General features: G+C 62.6%; 12 protein-coding genes and 1 pseudogene. 1 reads left to right on the forward strand and 12 read right to left on the reverse strand.

Features of this window, described 5'->3' with window-relative positions; translation table 11 throughout:
- Positions 1-72: 72 nt before the first annotated feature.
- The 7 genes and pseudogenes from AC1ROW_RS21725 to AC1ROW_RS21755 all read right to left on the reverse strand — a co-directional run bounded on the left by AC1ROW_RS21725 (position 73) and on the right by AC1ROW_RS21755 (position 7,879).
- Positions 73-789 (reverse strand): tyrosine-type recombinase/integrase, encoded by a 717-nt coding sequence (locus tag AC1ROW_RS21725; RefSeq protein WP_493021711.1) that lies wholly within the window; start codon positions 787-789, stop codon positions 73-75.
- 381 nt (positions 790-1,170) lie between these two features.
- Positions 1,171-2,583, reverse strand: coding sequence for a hypothetical protein (locus AC1ROW_RS21730; RefSeq protein ID WP_493021731.1), 1,413 nt, complete (start codon positions 2,581-2,583; stop codon positions 1,171-1,173).
- A gap of 279 nt (positions 2,584-2,862) precedes the next feature.
- Positions 2,863-3,306 (reverse strand): annotated as a pseudogene (locus AC1ROW_RS21735) (TniQ family protein); the annotation flags it as partial.
- Positions 3,303-4,463: an ATP-binding protein gene (locus AC1ROW_RS21740; protein WP_493021713.1), complete on the reverse strand. Its 1,161-nt coding sequence runs from the start codon at positions 4,461-4,463 to the stop codon at positions 3,303-3,305. The gene AC1ROW_RS21740 and the pseudogene AC1ROW_RS21735, both read right to left, overlap by 4 nt.
- On the reverse strand, positions 4,463-6,376 hold the full coding sequence (locus AC1ROW_RS21745; protein WP_493021715.1) for a TnsB C-terminal domain-containing protein: 1,914 nt from the start codon (positions 6,374-6,376) through the stop codon (positions 4,463-4,465). The genes AC1ROW_RS21740 and AC1ROW_RS21745 overlap by 1 nt, the downstream gene beginning before the upstream one ends.
- 142 nt (positions 6,377-6,518) lie before the next feature.
- Positions 6,519-7,565, reverse strand: coding sequence for a hypothetical protein (locus AC1ROW_RS21750; protein WP_493021717.1), 1,047 nt, complete (start codon positions 7,563-7,565; stop codon positions 6,519-6,521).
- A gap of 44 nt (positions 7,566-7,609) precedes the next feature.
- Positions 7,610-7,879, reverse strand: a complete 270-nt coding sequence (locus AC1ROW_RS21755; protein ID WP_493021718.1) for a helix-turn-helix domain-containing protein — start codon at positions 7,877-7,879, stop codon at positions 7,610-7,612.
- A 345-nt stretch (positions 7,880-8,224) separates the two neighbouring features.
- Here AC1ROW_RS21755 and AC1ROW_RS21760 point away from each other — a divergent pair, with 345 nt between their 5' ends.
- Complete coding sequence (locus AC1ROW_RS21760; RefSeq protein ID WP_493021720.1) at positions 8,225-8,626, forward strand: hypothetical protein; 402 nt, start codon at positions 8,225-8,227, stop codon at positions 8,624-8,626.
- Positions 8,627-8,766: 140 nt separating this feature from the next.
- Here the strand turns inward: AC1ROW_RS21760 and AC1ROW_RS21765 are convergent, their stop codons facing one another.
- The 5 genes from AC1ROW_RS21765 to dnaB all read right to left on the reverse strand — a co-directional run bounded on the left by AC1ROW_RS21765 (position 8,767) and on the right by dnaB (position 17,114).
- A complete protein-coding gene (locus AC1ROW_RS21765) occupies positions 8,767-9,396 on the reverse strand; it encodes a hypothetical protein (RefSeq protein WP_493021722.1) in 630 nt (209 codons plus the stop codon).
- A 111-nt stretch (positions 9,397-9,507) separates the two neighbouring features.
- Complete coding sequence (locus AC1ROW_RS21770; RefSeq protein ID WP_493021724.1) at positions 9,508-12,501, reverse strand: type I restriction endonuclease subunit R; 2,994 nt, start codon at positions 12,499-12,501, stop codon at positions 9,508-9,510.
- The gene (locus tag AC1ROW_RS21775; RefSeq protein ID WP_493021726.1) at positions 12,498-13,700 is read right to left on the reverse strand and encodes a restriction endonuclease subunit S; all 1,203 of its coding nucleotides are present in this window, start codon (positions 13,698-13,700) and stop codon (positions 12,498-12,500) included. The genes AC1ROW_RS21770 and AC1ROW_RS21775 overlap by 4 nt, the downstream gene beginning before the upstream one ends.
- A complete protein-coding gene (locus tag AC1ROW_RS21780) occupies positions 13,693-15,210 on the reverse strand; it encodes a type I restriction-modification system subunit M (RefSeq protein ID WP_493021728.1) in 1,518 nt (505 codons plus the stop codon). Before AC1ROW_RS21780 ends, AC1ROW_RS21775 begins: the two co-directional genes overlap by 8 nt.
- 530 nt (positions 15,211-15,740) lie before the next feature.
- Positions 15,741-17,114 carry a replicative DNA helicase gene (gene dnaB / locus AC1ROW_RS21785; protein WP_185275660.1) on the reverse strand — a complete coding sequence of 458 codons (1,374 nt, stop codon included), beginning with the start codon at positions 17,112-17,114 and terminating at the stop codon, positions 15,741-15,743.
- Positions 17,115-17,695: the final 581 nt, after the last annotated feature.

Here is a 17,695-nt window from a genome sequence, read left to right on the forward strand (position 1 = left end):
TCCCCGGTGGCCACGCTGTTCTTTCAGTGGGGCCGTTGTTACTCGGGGTTCGTTACACCACTCTACGGGGCACTACTGCCGGCGCCGGTAGCGATCGACAGCAGCAACAGTGAGATGACCGGTCTGTTCTCGTATCTCTTCGGAGTTTGCACCATCGAGCATTGCCTGGGCTATGAAGCCTATCCGCAGGGATTCGCTGCCAAAGCGTCTTGTGTCGAGGCCGACTGCCGCGACGCGACGTTTCACTACGTGGTTGACTATCTCTGCTCCCATCGCGGTCGTTCTGACGTGACCGTTTCGATGCACTGATCGGAACAGAAAGGCATCAGGGTTCAGGCTCTCGAACGGGGCCACCGCGCCGCAAACATGATTAGTGATCTCGGCGTCAGGACGCAGCGCGTTCGTCCGACCGCCGCTGCTGTCCGCGACAGCCAAGACCTGCAGCCATCGGATCGCAGCGCAGGGCGGACACGTAAGCGGATTGGCGCCGAACGGAAGCCTCTTGTGGTCGCCGTTCTTCTCGATGTCGGTGTCGGGTGTGTCGCGCCGTATGAGTAGCCCTCTGGAGGCGGAGAAGGTGATGTCGCCGACACGTACCGAGGCCAGTTCTGAGCTTCGAAACGCGCCCACGAACCCCAGTAGGAGAATTGCTGAGTCACGAAGACCGATTGCGGCGGCAGGAAGTGATCGTACGTCGATTTGTTCCAGCGCCAACCTCAGGTCGGCGAGAACCAAGGGTGCCATCGTTCCGGTAGTCTCCTCTCTGCGCCGTCGGAAGCCAGCCACCATGTCCCGCACCTGACTTGAGGTCCCAGGAATGGGTAGGCCGGCGCGACGGTGGCGGTCATTAATGGCAGTTACCCATAGGACAACGGTCGATGCCGCATAGTCCCGTTTACCGTCGAGAGCGACCAGCTCTGAGCGGGCGGCGATATAGGAAGCAACCGTGGACCCCGTTGCAGGTAGGGCAGCGAGATTTTGATGATCACACCATCGGCTGAATGCGACCCACGCTTTTTCATAAGCGCGGCGCGTGCTTGAAGTATGGCTCCACGCTGTACTGTCCTCGAGTCCCACGTGAGTCTCACCGTCTCCGGATACGTCCAGTGCCATCTCTGCTTCCTTTCTCGCTCCATGCGTGCACTTCACATGGGTACGCGGGCAGTGTCTTCACCACTTCCGGTGCAACTTCGACGGGTTGCACCCCTTTGGCGTTGGCTGGACGACGTAACTGACCATCGCATCGGGGAGGTCTGCCAATTTGCGGGTCCAGTCGATTGGTGTGATTAGGTGCCCAGACGGGAGGGGGTGTGCCGCAATGGCCCACCTGACATGGCGTGCCGTCCGCTGAACCATGTGGGAGAGCTGCCCCAATGCGGTGATCCCGTCGGCGAGTAGGTCATGCAGGCGAGGCAGGTCGATGTCGTCAAGTTCGGGCGCCAGGCACGCAGCCTGTCGCAGACGCGGAGGGGACCACTCAACAGTTGTAGCCCGGGCGTCTGCTGCGACTGGATTTCCCCCCAGCCGTCCGAAACGGTCGAGCCACCCAAGCAGATATTGGTCCAGTGCGACCTTCAATTCCGCGCTCATCGTGAGCATGAACTGCGTATGCGCCGCGACATCGTCGGCGATCCTCGTGCTGAACCGCAGCCGCGGCGGCAGATCCTTCGGAAGTGCGGCGCTCATCCGAAGGTATGCGTACCTCCGGGCGTTGAGTAACCGGCGATGCTTCCCTGGGTCTTCCCCTACGGAAGCGGTCAGCATGTGCCAATGCTCCTCAAGCAGGAGCTGGTCGTCTGGAATTCGGCGCCTCGCAGCGTAGTCAATGGGGCCCGGTTGTGCTCTGAGGAGCAGTGCGAGATCGGAGAGGGCTTGGAGGATTGCGCTCGTCTGCTGTTCGTTCCCGAGCAGTTGAGGCCGTAGCCGTCGGCCGATGCCGGCGATCTGGGCCACGTCGGGATGCGTTCCGGTGCCGGCTATGCGAAGCGCGTCCGCCAGTGCTGTCTGGAGCGCGGCGGGTTCGGTGCGCTGGTCGATCCCGAGTGGGGCGGCCCAGGAAGTCCAGAACGCTCGCGGGATTGCTTGGTTCATCCACTGCGCGGAAAGGGCTCCGCCGGGGGCGTTGACCACCGCCTGATGGGCTTGGTCGGTCCGAGTCTCCGGGGTGGCGTGAGACTCCCTGACCCGCTCGAACCATTCCGCTATGTCGGGGGACCCTGCCGAACCGTGTACGAGCCGCTGAATCGGCGGAAGGTCTGCGTCAAGCGCGCGCAGGATCCTGCCCCGCATCCGAGCGTCCACACCGGGCCAGAAATTGAGCAAATAACGGGCGCTCCCTAGTCCTTCGAGAGCTTCCGTTATGCGCACCGGCCGGGCGAAGGCGACGCGTCGAATTGTCGATCGTACGGTTAATTCCGGGTTCGTAACTAGACGGTAGGCCGCACCCATGAGTGCAGCCATCGCCAGTGGCTCGTGCGGTGGAGAGGCTCCGGTGCGCGTCGAGTGGTCGAAGAGACCGGCGAGGTCTCCGACCTCTACTTCGGCTAGGTCGGCGATCTGATCGACGTCCTCGGCGGCCAGCAACGCGATCGCTGTTCCTCGGAATGTTGCTGACGGGATGTGCGGGAGTGAAGGAATGTCGCCTGCCCAAGCGCGGGCGATAGCTAGCTGGGCAAGAATCATTGGGGAAGCGCCGCCGAGAGGTTCTTCGTCCCAGGTGGAGGTCAGCGGATGCTGACAGAACGAGCCGTCGGGTAGTTTGGCCCAACACACTGTTGGGTCGCGGCACCAACGCTCAGTGGCGGAGGCTTCCACGAGTTCCGAGCGGCACGAGGGACAGCCTCCACGAAGGATGGTGTTGTGCCGTTCGCAGATGAAGCACCACCAGAGTCGCCAGTGCGTGTAGAACACACCGGGACGTTCACGCAGGCACTCCACGCAGAACCGCGTGCCGGCTCCTCGTGCCCAATTCACCAGGGGCTTGGGCAGCCCATCCGGTCCCAAGTTCACGAGCTCGCCAGGTAGGTAGCTCATCACCGTGGTTCGCAACGGTATGGCGGAGACTCCGAGACCATCTCCGATTCGATCGCACACGGCGTCGCTGATCCTATGTCCTAGCCGACGCCCCGCCTCTGGGCCCGACCTGGACAGCCCGCACCAGTTGGCAATGTCTTTGGCAGAGACGCCGAACTGATAGCCGATTCGGCGGAAGATGTTCGGCAGCCACTCCCGCTCGACAAAGGTGATCCTGGCCCCGAGCGGGCGAAGTCCCTCGGGATGGGTTGCAGTAGTAGCGCGGGCGTTCATGTGGCACCCGTCGCATCTGTCGCCCAATTGATATGGCCCGCCCGCCACGTGTTGACTCGACTAGCGCGGCCGCGCGCAACTCGCTCGTTGAGCCGGACAGCATCGATGATCTTGGCGGTGACGCGCTGGGATGGTGTTCGTGAGGCGGTCAGACAGATGCCGGTGATGAGTGCGGCCAGCGCGTTCATGTAGCCGAGGGTGGAGACCCAGAGGTGCTCTTCGAACTGCTCGCTGAACACCGGTTCGTTCGCCGCGTGGCCGGCCAAGCGCAGGTGGCTCTCCAGCGTCCGAAGTAACCTGCGCCATTCGGCTACTTGTGCTGGGGTCTGGTGCGGGTAACGTTCGAGATCTTGAAAGGCCCATCGCGCGATTGACTGCGTCTGGGTCGCGTTCTGTGCCGAGGTCTTTCGATGCACCAGCATCTCTCGCACGTTGTGGCCGGCCAGGACGACGCGCACGTTCATATTCTGAAGAGCCTTGATCGCGTTGTGTAGGTACATGCCGTGCTGGCCGTCGAAGTTGATCATCTGTACTTCGTCGATGAAGATCGTCTGCACTCCGTGCCGAAGCACCGCCAGACGAAAGCTGTCTTGAGGATCGCTACCTGCTGGCGCTCCGATTTCATTGCAGAGATGGGTGAAGAACGCCTTCACCATCGGATTGCCGTCCGCCGAATGGAAGATCACGGGTCGCCAGTCAGGATCCACCAGTGGGTCTGGTGTCCGAGGCTCATCTTGCAGCTCCAGTCGCCGATCCCAGGCTGCCTGACAAAGAGCTCGGACGGCAGCTCTGACGACGAGCCGGGTCTTTCCGGTTCCGGGCGGCCCGGTGATCAGCGGGACATCGAGGAGCTCATCGTCCTGATGAGGACGCGGGGCGGGAAGTGTCGCGAGGTGTCGCTCAACTTCTTTGACCTGGGCGGTGCGCGCGTAGGGCCAAGCCTTGTACCAGTCCTCGAGTCGCCGCAGTCGCCGGCGCCCTTCGTCGGCGCCCAGGCTTTGCACGTCGGAATAGGTGAGAACGCCTGGGTCTTCACCACCAGCGAGGGCGATCCGTCGAATCCACGTTTGATCGGCGGGATGCAGGTAACGCCAGCTGCGTTCCGGGTGTTCGTCTGCGCCGCAAAACTGGCGGATCCGTTCGTCAAACGGGTGCATCAGTCGAATCCGCCGAACAGGTCAGCGTCGACGTCATCGCCGTTGTCGAGGATCGCTGTGCCCTCCTCATCGAAGACGAGGCCTCCGACCTCGTAGACTGCGCGCCCGCCGCGGTCGAGTACCTCATCCGCCCGAGCGATGGTGCCTGAGTCTTGTGAGCGGAGGAGGTTGAGTTGTGACGAGAGGATCTCTTCGCCGTTCTTACGTCCGCGAAGCTGCGCGAGCAGGACGAGGTCCTCGCTCTGCCAGCGCGCGACCATGTCGATGAGCCTGCTTTGATGCTCGCTTCGTGAGACGGTGATTCCTTCGACCTGTTTGTTGGCCCAGTCGAGCATGAAGTCGGTAATGGGCGGCGTGTCTTCGTCCCGGCGCACCCAGGGCACTTCATATGCGTTGCCGTCTGGGTCGAAGCAGTAGACCTGGCGGAGGTCGTTCGGGTCCCAGAAGATCCTGACCTTGCCACTGGGCGCAGCACCGTCGACTTCGATGAGCATGCGGATGATGGGGGCGTTGAAGACCATGTCTTTGCGTGAAACCCCGTATCGGGTGAGCTCGACGACCTGGTTCGGAAGGAAGCGGATCCACTCGTTTTGCCATGCCACCATTTCGGTGATCCCATGCTCTTGCGCGAGTTCGATCCAGTATTGTGCTGGGCTGATGCGCCTGCCTGTGGACGCGCGAAGGCCGGCATGCTCGGTGACGTTGTAGGCGTCGGTCCATTCGTCGTCGCGTGCTAGGAGTTCACGCCAGGTGAGGATTACAGCGGCTGTAGCGTCGCGACCACGTTCGTCGATGGAACCACCCAGGTAGTTGAGCTGGCTCTGTTCGAAGTTGGTCTTGTTGGTGCCGAAGTGGCGCTCGAGCGCGCCCTTTGCTCTGCCGTCTCGAACGCGCTGAGGTTCAACGTCGATACCAAGTCGCTCGAGGGTCAGCATGCCGTACTTGTTGAGGAACTCGCGGCCGTTGTCAAGGACAAGCCGTCGAGGAGTGATTGGCCATCTGCTGATGGCGCGAGGAAGCCCCGCGAAGGGCTTCGGGTGCGTGCGCCCGTCGAGGATGACCGAATCCCGCTCACCGAGCATCGCGCGGAAGGCATCGGCCAACGCCAACCCTGCTGCGAAGCCGTTGACGTTCTCGCTGATGGAGCGGCCCACGATGTATCGGGTGGCTCCGTCCATCACTTTCGTGAACGTCAGCCGGTACTCTCGCGCTTTCGAGGCGGGAGCGTGGGGGTCGCGGATCATGACATTCGATGTGGTGGAGTCGATGAACCAGTACTCGCCGGGGCGCATCGCGAATCGACGTTGCTGGGTCACCTTAGGCGCTTGGGCTGTCGAGGCGAGACTTTTCGTCTTTCGCCGCAGATGCGGGAAGCGCGCGTAGACGACTGCTAGTTCGCGCTCAAAGCTGCGCAGGGGTGGTCCTTCGAGGCTGTGCTCTCGGCGAAGCCACGCGCTGAAGGCGACATGAATCGATGACGCTGTGACGGTCGATTGGAACGTGCGATCCAGCAGGAACTCCCGGATCCACGTTTCCATCTGATTGTCACGTCGCCGCTTCGACGGCTCAATCATTCGCGGGTCCACCAGCCCGGCCGCGCCCGTGGACGCTTTGTCCAGGAGGCGATTCACCCGCCTTCGAGCGCTGGCGAAATCAATGTTGCGACGTTGCGCGACGACTGCCGCGATCGCTCTCACCCTGGCGGTGCGTTCTGGGACCAGCGAGGGATCGTGGCAGGGATCGGGTTTTTCGTCCCCGGCCTGCTCTGGTCGAAGCCCCGTTTCGAACCAGCGCAGTACGGCGCGTCGCTCCACGAGCTTCGCCTGACCCGCAGTGGTCAGGCGGGCCTCAATATCCCAGAGTCTCTCCGTAAGTGGGGGCGGAGCATCCTCTGTGGTCAGCAGCTGTGCCACGTGCCTCAGCGGTATCAACGGTCGCGGCAGGCCGGCTGGATCTAGCAACCTCACCGATTCGCCCACGACTTCATCGATGAGATGTGGAACGCCGTCCACCATCACGGAAACGCCTGGCAGTATTCGGCGCCGCCAACGATTTTCAGGCATGGCGTCGCTCCACGCTCGCTGCGTTGCTGTAGGGCGTAAACATGTCGGTCGCCAGCGCACGACGCCAGAGCATTCGTCGGATCAAGGTGAGTGCCCAAAGACGTTGGTAGCCGGCGCGGTCAAGCCGCTCAGCTAGCTCATACGCCGGCATTGGCCAACTACAAACATCAAGGGCGACTTGCGCCCATCGCTGATAGGAGGACGGCGGTACTCGTGCCTCGGTGAAGTTCTCGAGATTTCGACGGTACGGGCGAGACATTCCAGTCCAGACGAGGTAGCCCATTCCGAGGGCTATGACTGCCTCCGCGATGTAGGGCACCTTCGCCGCCCACTCTTCGTCCGCGGCCCCAGATGGAGTGCGGACATCCACCACGAGGGGCGGTGCGTCGCGGCCCAAGAGCACCACATCGGGAGTGTGAGAGCTCAACTCGCTTCCTTTCGGCCACACCAGAGTGAACGGCTGGGCAGAGATCAGCTCGACGGCCGGGTGATAGTCCGCGAGCATCATCAGCGTTCGCTCGTGGTGTGATTCGGCCCCGACCAGGTGCCCCATTGTGTGGAGCCACGGGGCGACGGGCTTGTTCGATTGTTCAAGTCGTCGGGCGAAGTCGCGCATCGGCAGCAGGTCCGGAATGACAGCCGAACCAAAGTCACTCGAGCTTCTAGTTTCGACGCGCCGTCCATCCCGTGTGAACGAAATGGTCACCGCGGACGCCACAGCGCGGTTGAGATCGATCCGCAGCCGGCGTGACCCCCAAGATGGACGAAAGACACGAACACGGCGCGGGTCGTACCGATCCATGGAGGGCTCAAAGGCGGCCTTGGATTCAAGACCACCCGGACCAAACCAAGCGCTTAGCGGTTGAAGCGGGTCAACGCCGCGGAACGAAGGGTCGTCGAACCCCACGTTGGCCTGATGGCGGGTGAGACTGACCAACTCGGCACCAAGGTCACCCGCCCAATCGGGCGCAAGGCAGATCGGGGCGAACCGAAGCGGCCTGGCTTCCGGGGCAGTTGAGGTCTGCGGTAGGACGGGCACGCCGACACGCTAGCCGAAATCAACGCTGGAAACCAGAGTTGCAACTAATTTCCTCCGCCTGCTCCCCGCTCCTCACGCGCAGCGCGAATCCACTTGGACGCCGCGGTGTGGCTCACCCCGACAGCTTGACCGATCTTCGTCGTGGTCACGCCAATCTCGTTCGCAGCAAGCGCCAACTGCGCCCGGCGCTCAGTCGCCTCCCGAATGTCTAGCTCAGCGCGCTGCAGCTGTTGAAGCAACTCCTGCGCGCGCCTCTCATCGCTGACGATTTTGCGTGGCTTGCGCGATGGCCGAGGGGGCAGCGGTTCGATCATGGTCGCGCTCCGATCTTCGCGGTCTGCGTCGGAACGGCTCTTGCACCGCCAGCAGGCACGTGAAAGGATCCGACGCGTAACTCGCTCGGAACAGGCTCACTGTGTTCATGTTGAGTTGGCACTTTCCGCGACCGGCCAGTCGCGAACACCGGCGTCAATGGAGACGACTGATTGTTGTGCCCTGAAGCCATCGTAGCCATCCGTGCTCTCGAAGAATGGGCGCGTGCATCGGTCGATGACATGCCGCTTTCTTTCTACTCGAATACGAGGAAAAACGCAGCCTTAGCGGTCCTTCTCGCACACCGCTGGGTGCAACACGTACCTTCTGGCGTCTACTCTGACGGCATGGCCGAGCTCTCTAACTCCACGAATCGGCGACCAGATCAGGAGGCCGATGCCAAGGCCGCTGCGCCTTCGATCGATGCGGTGGTGACTCAGCTGCGTGACATCTTGGGCGTTCGGCTGGTCGCGTACATTGGCGGAACTCGGTCCGCCCGGGTCGTTTCCCAATGGGCCTCGGGCAATGAGAAGCCCGAGCCAGACGTGGAGGAAAGGCTTCGGCACACCCATGATGTGGCCACGTTGCTGTCCCCGCGCTACGACGCGACGACAGTGCAGTCCTGGTTCAAGGGCAGGAATCCCTCGCTCGCCGACCAATCTCCGGCTCTGATCCTCCGCGAAGGGGCACGCGGCTTCGATGCCAAAGACGTAACTGCCGCAGCGCTGTCGTTCGTCTACATAGGGTGACCCGCCTCAAACAAGGGGCCGGCTAACTCGCGCCGCGCGCCGCGAGCCTGGGCGTCTGCGCTGTCCTGTCGGTTGAAGTTCAGTTCTGTCGCTCGATCAGCTACGCAACGGGCTCCGGTGATTACGCACACACGGGACCTTCACGATTGCAGGAACGCCTTGAGGATGTCCACGACTTCCTGCGGGGCGCCACTAAGGCGCAACCACTCCAGCGGCGTCACCGCACGATCCTCGATCAGGAGATCCTCCTGCGGCGTCCCCATGAAGTTCTGCAGGCTCGCTGGGTGCATATCGCGCACCGCCCCGATCAGGTGCGACACCCCTGGCAGGACGGGCTGCTTCGGGTCGTCCGTGAACTGCCAGGCGGGCAATCGCCACTTTCCGCCGATCACGAAACCGAGCAGACCGCCTTCGCTTAGGCGGTGGCGGACGCGAGAGGCGTCGATACCGAGCCGTTGGGCCGCCTCGGCGACGCTGAACGATCCAGTAATCGCCTCGAGACGTGTTCGGCGCTCGAGTTCCGCGAGGTCACCGCGTGCGACGCTGGCCTCGACCTCCGCCAGGCGCTCCGGCGTGAAGGTGCCCGACTCGATCAGGAAAGCGACCTGATCTTCGGTGAGGGCACCGCCGCGAGGCTGCCGCTCCGTCAAGGCGTCTGCAGCCTCGTCAATCAGCGCGATGACCGTCTCCTGGTCGCGGCCTTGGGACCGCGCCGCGTCGATGAGATGCCGCACGCTACTCTCGACTTCTTTTGATGCTGAGATGGACATTGCGCCTCCGCTCTGCTCCTGGATTGTAGGCGGCCGCGCGCATCTTCGGAACGTCGAGCCGTGACGCCTCAGTGTGCGAAACGGGATGGCGGCGCTTAGCTCGATGGAACCTCAGTAGTTTTCCGCGATGTACTCGTACGCCCTGTCAAACAGCTCCCCCTTAACGGGCAGGTTGAACTGCTTCAACGTCTTCCGAAGGGCCAGCCGCACATCCTTCTCGGTCTCCGTGTTGACCCAACCGTCGAACCCGACCTCGGTCACGATGCGGTCGACCGCGTGGACCACGTCCGCGATGATGACTGACGCGCCGGCAGGTTTGTACTCCTGGAAGATCTGGGTCAGCGCACCCACCCGGGGATCCGGAAGCAGCGCAAGCTCGCCGGAGTCATCGGCGTTTTCGGCGGCTTTGAGGTCGCGTGCGACGGTGAATATCTCGCGCAAGAATTCGATTGAGTCTTCTGCCTTTGCAAGCTGCGCCTGACGTAACTGCTCGAGTCGTTCTGCGAGGGCCTTGTACACAGGATGGTCGTGGCGGTCACGCCGTCTGGCGATTCGCCCGGCAATCGAATCCAGGATTTCCTCGGCAGTCTTGGAGGTCACCTCGGGTGCATCCTTAGGGTCGAGGAGACCTTCATCGATCAGGCGTTTCACGGTCAGCTCGTCGGCGATGACGACATCGAAGAGCGGATTCCGTACCTGCACGTTGGAGATGTGTTCGTGCACCAATGCGAGTGTCTTCGCACCCAACCTGGCCCAGAGGAGGGCACTGTCACCGTCGCTAGGTGTAACTGCGCCGTAGACCTTGGCAAGCCACCGGTAGTCGGCTTTCCGCGGCTCGAGCCGTGAGTCTGGCGCGAGTGCCTCCCAGATGCCTTCGACGTATTGGAAGTCTGCCGCGAACCGGTCACGGGGCGCCCCTGGCGGCACCCGCTGTATCGCCGCTTCCAAAGAGGCGAAATCCCCGGCGTCACGATCGATGCCGATAAACCGATCAAGCAGGGAGTCGAGGGCAGCTTCGAATTCGTCGAGGAGCCCATCATCGTCTATTTCTGCACGGGCGGTGTCGGGGTTCGCTGGTTTCATGGCTCGGGCGAATCCGTCGCCGAGGCCGATGTAGTCCACGATGAGCCCGTACTCTTTCGCCTGCCCCGTGACTGGATGCGACCACGGCCGGTTCGTTCGGGTGATGGTCTGGAAGAGAGTGTGTAGCTTGAGTGGCTTGTCAAGGTAAAGCACGCCCTCGATCGGCGCGTTGAACCCGGTGCCAAGCTTGGAGGTCACAATAAGGAACTTCAGCGAGTCGTCGATGTTTCGGAACCGGTTAAGCAACGCTTCCTCTTCTGCATCGCTTAGTTCGTGCGCAGCGAAGGCCGGCTCGTCCTTCGCTGCGACGCTCATCACAACCGCAGCCTGGTCCCCTCCCCGGCTGGCTAGCAGCCTCGAGAGCTCTGCATGGTAGGCCGCGCACATCGCGCGGTTGTAGACGACGATCTGGGCCTTCATGTCCAGCGGGTCGACCTTGGCGTAGAAGTGATCGACGATGTCTTCGCACACAGCCCTGATTCGTTCGGGGTTCGCGATCAGCGTCGACACCTTGGAAAGCTTCCCGGCGATGAACTCCTTCTCGGCCTCGTCGAGACTTTCGGAAGCGGCAAGCTCCTCAAACGCCTCGTCCAAGTTCACCTGGTCGATCTGGAAGCGCACAAGTCGCGACGACACCCGCATCGGTACGGTCGTCCCGTCAGCAATCGACCGGTCGGAATCGTAGGTGTTTAGTGACTTGCCGGGATCCCGGTCGTCACCGAATAGATCGAACGTGTTGCGCGTGAGATCGGCGATCGGTGTCCCGGTGAAGGCGAAGAACGACGCGTTGGGCAGAGAAGCCCGCATCTGCTGGCCGAGCGTCCCTTCCTGGGTGCGATGCGCTTCGTCGACGAGCACAATAATGTTTTCCCGGTCGTTCAAATGCCCAGCACCGGCAAATTTATGCACGGTCGTGAAGATGATGCCGCGCTCGTCCGTCCGAAGAAGGTCGCGTAGGTGCGCGGCGCTTGTCGCCTCGGTCAACCGCGGCATACCAGCAGCGTGAAACTGGTCGAACGTTTGCCGGACCAGTTGCACCCGGTCGGCGATCGCAATGATCGTCGGGTTCTTCAAGCGGGAGTCGCGGATGAGCTTCGCGGCGGCGTAACTCATCGCCAGCGTCTTTCCGGATCCCTGGGTCTGGTAGATAAGTCCGCGCCGGGCGCCAGGCTCGTTCGCGCGCCGGGCAATCGCCTCCACCGCCTCGTATTGGAAGTAACGAGGAAGGATCTTCACCAGCTTGGGCGTGCCATTCAGCGCAAGCGTCTCGTAGAGCACGAAGTCGCGGACCAGATTCAAGACCGTCGCGGGCGCGAGCAACTGCTCAACGCTCAGCTTCACCCGTGCCCAGCCGTCCAGCGTTGCAGGGGTGGAGGTCGAACCCCACCGCTCCCACCTGTTCAGCGGCGCTCGGACTGCCCCGTACCGAAACTCCTTACCCTCCGTCGCGAACGACAACAGATTCGGCACAAAGAACGGCGCACGCTCCACCTCGTAGTGCTCGTGGATGTCCTGAGCGGCCAGCACCCACGTCTTCTTACCGTCAACCGACGTCTTGGTCTCACCGACAACGAGAGGGATGCCGTTGACCCACAACACGACGTCGAACCGCGCACTATTGCCCGGCGAACCATATGTGACTTCGTCCGAGACAACGAACTCGTTATTCGCCGGGTTGGCGAAGTCGATGAGCGTGACAGGGACGTCTCGAACAGGATCGGCCAGCTGCACTGTTCGACGCCCGCGGAGCCAACCAAGGAAGGCTTGATTCGCTCGAACCAGCCCGAGGTCGCTGCCATCAATGACGGTCATGCGCAGTTGTCGCAAAACTTCATCGATTCGGTCTGTCTTGTCGACAAGGTGCGGGTTCAGCCGCTCGATCGCCGCTCGCGTCGAGGATTCGATGACCACCGACGAATGGAGCCTGTCGAGAACGGCTCCCGCAACATGCGTCCAGCCGGCGGCGACCAGGAGGTCGACTATTGGCTTCTGCACGACGGACGCTTCGCTGAAACTGGTCATGAGGCGCTGCCTTCGAAGAGTAGATCGTACGAGGCAGGAATCTCGTGCTCACCCGAAAGTAGCGTCGTGAGCAATTGCATGCGCAGGGATCTCATCGTGTGTGCGAACTGGGAGCTCGCCTCTGCGGTCGATCTTGCTGCGCTCAGGCGCTCCCCCGTCATCGGGTCGAAGATCGATTCCGGAATCGTGAACTTGAACGCGTGGTCCGCCGTGATATGTGGAACGTGTGCGCCCACGGTTCCCTGCGAGAGATACGCCTCGAACTCCCGGGAACTCAGACAGATGGCGAGCGGTTCGGAGTATGCATTTGCGATAGGCCTGAGCCGGAGAACACGCTGCACCAGCAGGGCTGGCAAATCGTCGTTTGTAACGGTCGCGACCTTTAGCCCAGTTGAGATCATCGGTCTATCCATCGCAAGCACAACGTCACCCGCAGCGAGGGCATAACGTTCCGTCCGTTCGCTGACAAGTGAAACGGGGTAGTGCTTAGCGCCCTCCCACCTGAGCGCTCCCGGGGCGATGTTGTCGCCCCGCAACAACCGAATTCCACTCGAAGAATAGTCAGAACTCTTGAAGGCAAAGCCGACCAACGGGTCCGCGAAATCGCCTAACTGCCGCCTCGGAGACAGGAGAAACTCTCGGCTAATCAACTCGTTCAATGTGGCCAGAGTCAGTTGGGCGCTCGACTCGGCGGCCGCGACCGCCTCGTCTACCGCGCTTATCAGATCGACGATGCGGCGCTGCTCGTCTACCGGGGGAACGGATACACAAAGTTTGGAAAACGCCTTGTAGGTTAGGCTCCGCCGACGGTTGATACTGCCTTGTGCATTGTCGCTGTACTGGGCGAGCATTCCCTCACTCCGGAGCAGAAGCTCGAAATACTCCGGCAGATGCCTGTCGCTGATCCATCGGAGGATCGTGTACATGGGACTGACCACGCCCGGAAGCCCTGTCGTGTTTCGCGCAATGGAACCTTCATCGATGTGGATCGTCGAGTATGCCCACATTTCGGGATCGATGCGTTTGTATGTGGCGAGATTTGAGGAAGCGACCCGCTTCTCAAAGTACTGGTCCGCTGGCACTACGCCGTCATATTTCGAGATCGAAAACACCACCGGTTCGACCTCGTGATCGCCGAGCCGCTCGGAGCTCGGGGCGAACACATCTCCGAGTGGGATCGTGTGCCACCCCTCACGCATCAAAGCCTGCTTCGCGAAGGCGCTCGTCGAGCGCCGCCTGAGCGTCAGCCAGCCGCCGCTGCGCTTCGCGCATGAGGATGATTGCTTCCTCGACGTTGGCTTCGGCGATTGTCTCGGTTCTGATGTAACGACCGATATTGAGGTCGAAGTTGTTGGCCTTTATTTCGTCTTGGTCGACAAGCCGAAGGTGTAGCCCTCCCTCCCCGTCGATGTCCTGGCCGACGTGGTACGCCGTGGAGATCGTCTCGATGTCGTCGTCTGACATCAGGTTTTGGTTCTTGCCCGGTGCGAAGCGCGCGGAGGCGTCGACGAATAGCACGCGTCCGACGCGCTCAGCGGCCTTGCGCTTCCGGAACACCAGGATGCAGACCGGGATGGACGTGGAGTAGAAGAGATTGTTCGGCAGGCCGATGACAGCTTCTAGGAGGTCTTCCCGCAGCAGCTCCTCGCGAATTCGGGCCTCCTTTCCACCCCGGAAAAGGACTCCGTGTGGCATGACGACCCCCACACGACCGGTGTCCGGCTTCATTGATGCGACCATGTGCTGGATCCAGGCGAAGTCCGCGTTCGTTGCTGGCGGCACCTCACCGATCGCGCGACCGTAACGGTCGCCTGCCCAGGATTCCGCGCCCCAGTTCTTGAGGGAGAACGGGGGATTGGCGATCACCATGTCAAAGCGCCGCAGCTGATCGCCGTCGAGAAGCTTGGGTTCACGGAAGGTGTCGCCGCGGACGATGTTGAAGTCCTCCACGCCGTGAAGGTAAAGGTTCATCTTGGCTATCGCACTCGTAGTGAGGTTGATCTCCTGGCCATAAAGCCGCAGGGTGCGGGAGTCGCCTCCGGCAGCGTTCACAGCTGCGACGGTCTCAACGAGCATTCCGCCGGAGCCGCAGGCGGGATCTGCGACTGAATCGCCGGGCTTCGGGTCCAGCAGCTTCACGATCAGGTGCACGACATGGCGAGGTGTGAAGAATTCGCCGGCCTTCTTGCCGCTGGCTTCCGCGAACTCCCGCAGTAGGTACTCATAGGCGCTGCCGAGCATGTCTCCACTGACGGACTCTTGGTCCAGTCGTAGCTTGTCGAAGGCGCGGAGTAGGGCAACGAGTGCGCTTTCAGGAAGCCGGTCTTGGTTTGCCCAGTTGACGTCCCCGAAGACGCCGTCGAGGTCGCCGGGGTTGGCTTCCTGGATGCTGAGAAGGGTGCCGGCGAGTTTGTCGCCGATGTTCTCTACGGTGTTGTAGACGTCTTTCCAGTGGCAACCGGAAGGAATGGCGAAGACGTGGTAATCCGCCTCGATCTCATCGTCGAGGTCGTCTCCGAAGTCCGCGACTGCACGTGCATGGTTGAAGTCCCAGGTGTCGCTGATCCATTTGAAGAACAGCGCTGGGAACACGTAGCTCTTGAAATCGGCAGGGTCGACTGGGCCGCGCAAGGCGTTCGCTGCATCCCACAAGGCGCCTTCGAGCTGCCTTTGCGTGATGTGGGTGGGGTCCGATGAAACCAGAGTCATTAGCGAGGCGCTCCCAAAAAGGCATTCGTACCGAAATGCACGTATCGGCACCACGGACCACTCTGGCACGTCCGTCCGGCCACTGCCGGCAAGCGGACTACCCGCTTTCTGGTGCCCCAGGCCGCGCTTAGGCTGCCGTGCCGCAGGACCCGTCGTAAACGACCTCGTACATTGCATCGTTATCCGGGCCAGCGGGATGAAATCTGGCGGTCCAGTGCACATGGTCACCGTGCACAAGACCTTCAGTCTCGACGAATTCAGGCGCTTGTCGAGAGCTCACCCAGAGGGCTTCGGCGGCGTGCGCGCCCGGACGGTAAAGGGGCACCGGACAGTAGAAGTCAGTCATGAACACAATGGTTGCGGAGTGGCGTCTCTATGTCTCACTAAAGTCCGAGCCATTCGGTCGCGGAAACCAATGACCGCCAAACCCGCCAAACCCGCCAAACCCGCCAAATAGATTGTCCACTTCCCGAAAAAGGACAATCTACGTGGCGGAAAGACAATCTATCTTGGCGGTCGACAACAACGGATCAGATCGGCGCCATGTCCGCGAACCGGGAGTACATGCCCTGGAACGCGACCGTCACGGTCTTGGTGGGGCCGTTGCGGTGCTTGGCGACGATCAGGTCGGCCTCGCCGGCGCGGGGGTTGTCCTTCTCGTAGGCGGACTCGCGATGGAGGAGGATGACGACGTCCGCGTCCTGCTCGATCGAGCCGGACTCGCGGAGGTCGCTCAGGGCGGGGAGCTTGTCGGCGCGCTGCTCCGGGCCGCGGTTCAGCTGGGACAGGGCGATCACCGGGACCTGCAGCTCCTTGGCGAGCAGCTTCAGGGCACGGGAGAACTCGCTGACCTCCTGCTGACGGCTCTCCACCCGCTTGCCGCTCGTCATGAGCTGCAGGTAGTCGATGATGACCATCTTGAGGCCGACGCGCTGCTTGAGGCGGCGGCACTTCGCGCGGATCTCGACCAGCGTCATGTTGGGGCTGTCGTCGATGTAGAGCGGGGCGTCGTTGATGCGGCCGCGCGTGGAGGCGATGGTCGTCCAGTCGCGGTTGTCGACGGTGCCCTTGCGCATGTGCTGCAGCGGGACGGTCGCCTCGGCGGAGAGAAGGCGCATCGCGATCTCGCTGCGTCCCATCTCGAGCGAGAAGAAGATGGTGGGCATGTCGTGCTTGATGGCGGCGGCGCGGGCGAAGTCGAGCGCCAGCGTGGACTTTCCGAGCGCGGGGCGCGCGGCGACGATCACCATCTGGCCCGGGTGGAGGCCGTTGGTCAGCTCGTCGAGCTCGGCGAAGCCGGTCGGCACGCCTGTCATCGAGCCGTCCTTGTGCTTGGCCGCCTCGATCTCGTCGATCGCCACGGTGACGGCCTCGGTCAGCGGGACGTAGTCCTCGACCTCCTGGTGGCCGGTCACCGAGTAGATCTCGGCCTGGGCGTTGTTGACGAGGTCGAGGACCTCGCCCTCCGCCTTGTAGCCCATCTGCGTGATGCGGGTGCCGGCCTCCACCAGGCGGCGGAGCAGCGCCTTCTCGGTGACGATGTTGGCGTAGTAGCCGGCGTTGGCGGCCGTGGGGACGAGGCTCGTCAGCGTGTGCAGGTACTCGGCGCCGCCGGCGCGGGAGAGTTCGCCGAGCTTGGTCAGCTCGTCGGTGACGGTGATGACGTCGGTCGGCTCGCCGTGCGAGTACAGCGAAAGGATCGCGTCGTAGATGATCTCATGCTTGGGGATGTAGAAGTCCGTGCCGCGCACGACCTCGACGACATCCGCGACGGCGTCCTTGCTGAGCAGCATGCCGCCGAGGGCGCTCTGCTCGGCGAGGAGGTCGTGGGGAGGGGTGCGCTCGGGAGAACGGGCCTCGCCCGGTTCGCGGCTGTCGGCGAGACCGATATGGGCGATCGACACGTGCTCTCCTCAGTTCTCCTGTTTCGGGCGCGCGCCGGTCGGCACGATCCCCCTCCAGCCTGCGCCGCCGACGACCGGACGGCGCGCGGGCACGCCAAGTGCGGCCACCCCCGCGCAGCCGTCGTGACCGGCCGGGGAGACCGCGCCGAAGCGCGTCCGCTCGCAGACTACGGACGGCCACCGACAACGTCCCGCAGGTTCTGCGGGCCGATCCTCGGCGGTCTTCCGTCGACGTCGCTCCACCCTACGAACCACTCGCCGCGCCCACAACTCCACCTGTGGATAACTCTGGGGAGAATCTGCGCGAAACGCCGACGCGTCTGTGCACAAGGTGTGGGATCAGCTGTGGAAAACCAAAAATCTTTGAGCAGAAAAGTGCCTCTGACCAGGAGTTTATGTTTCCCCAGCCTGTGTGAAAAAAGTTCCCGGATGCCTGTGGTCGACGGGGTCCGGCAGGGGCTGCGGACTGTGGATGGAGCCGGGGAAAACTCGGGTTAACGCGGTGTGGGGGGGGGGGGGGGGGGGGGGGGGGGGGGGGGGGGGGGGGGGGGGGGGGGGGGGGGGGGGGGGGGGGGGGGGGG

This window comes from Leifsonia sp. GW821-FHT13C09, assembly GCF_058806435.1.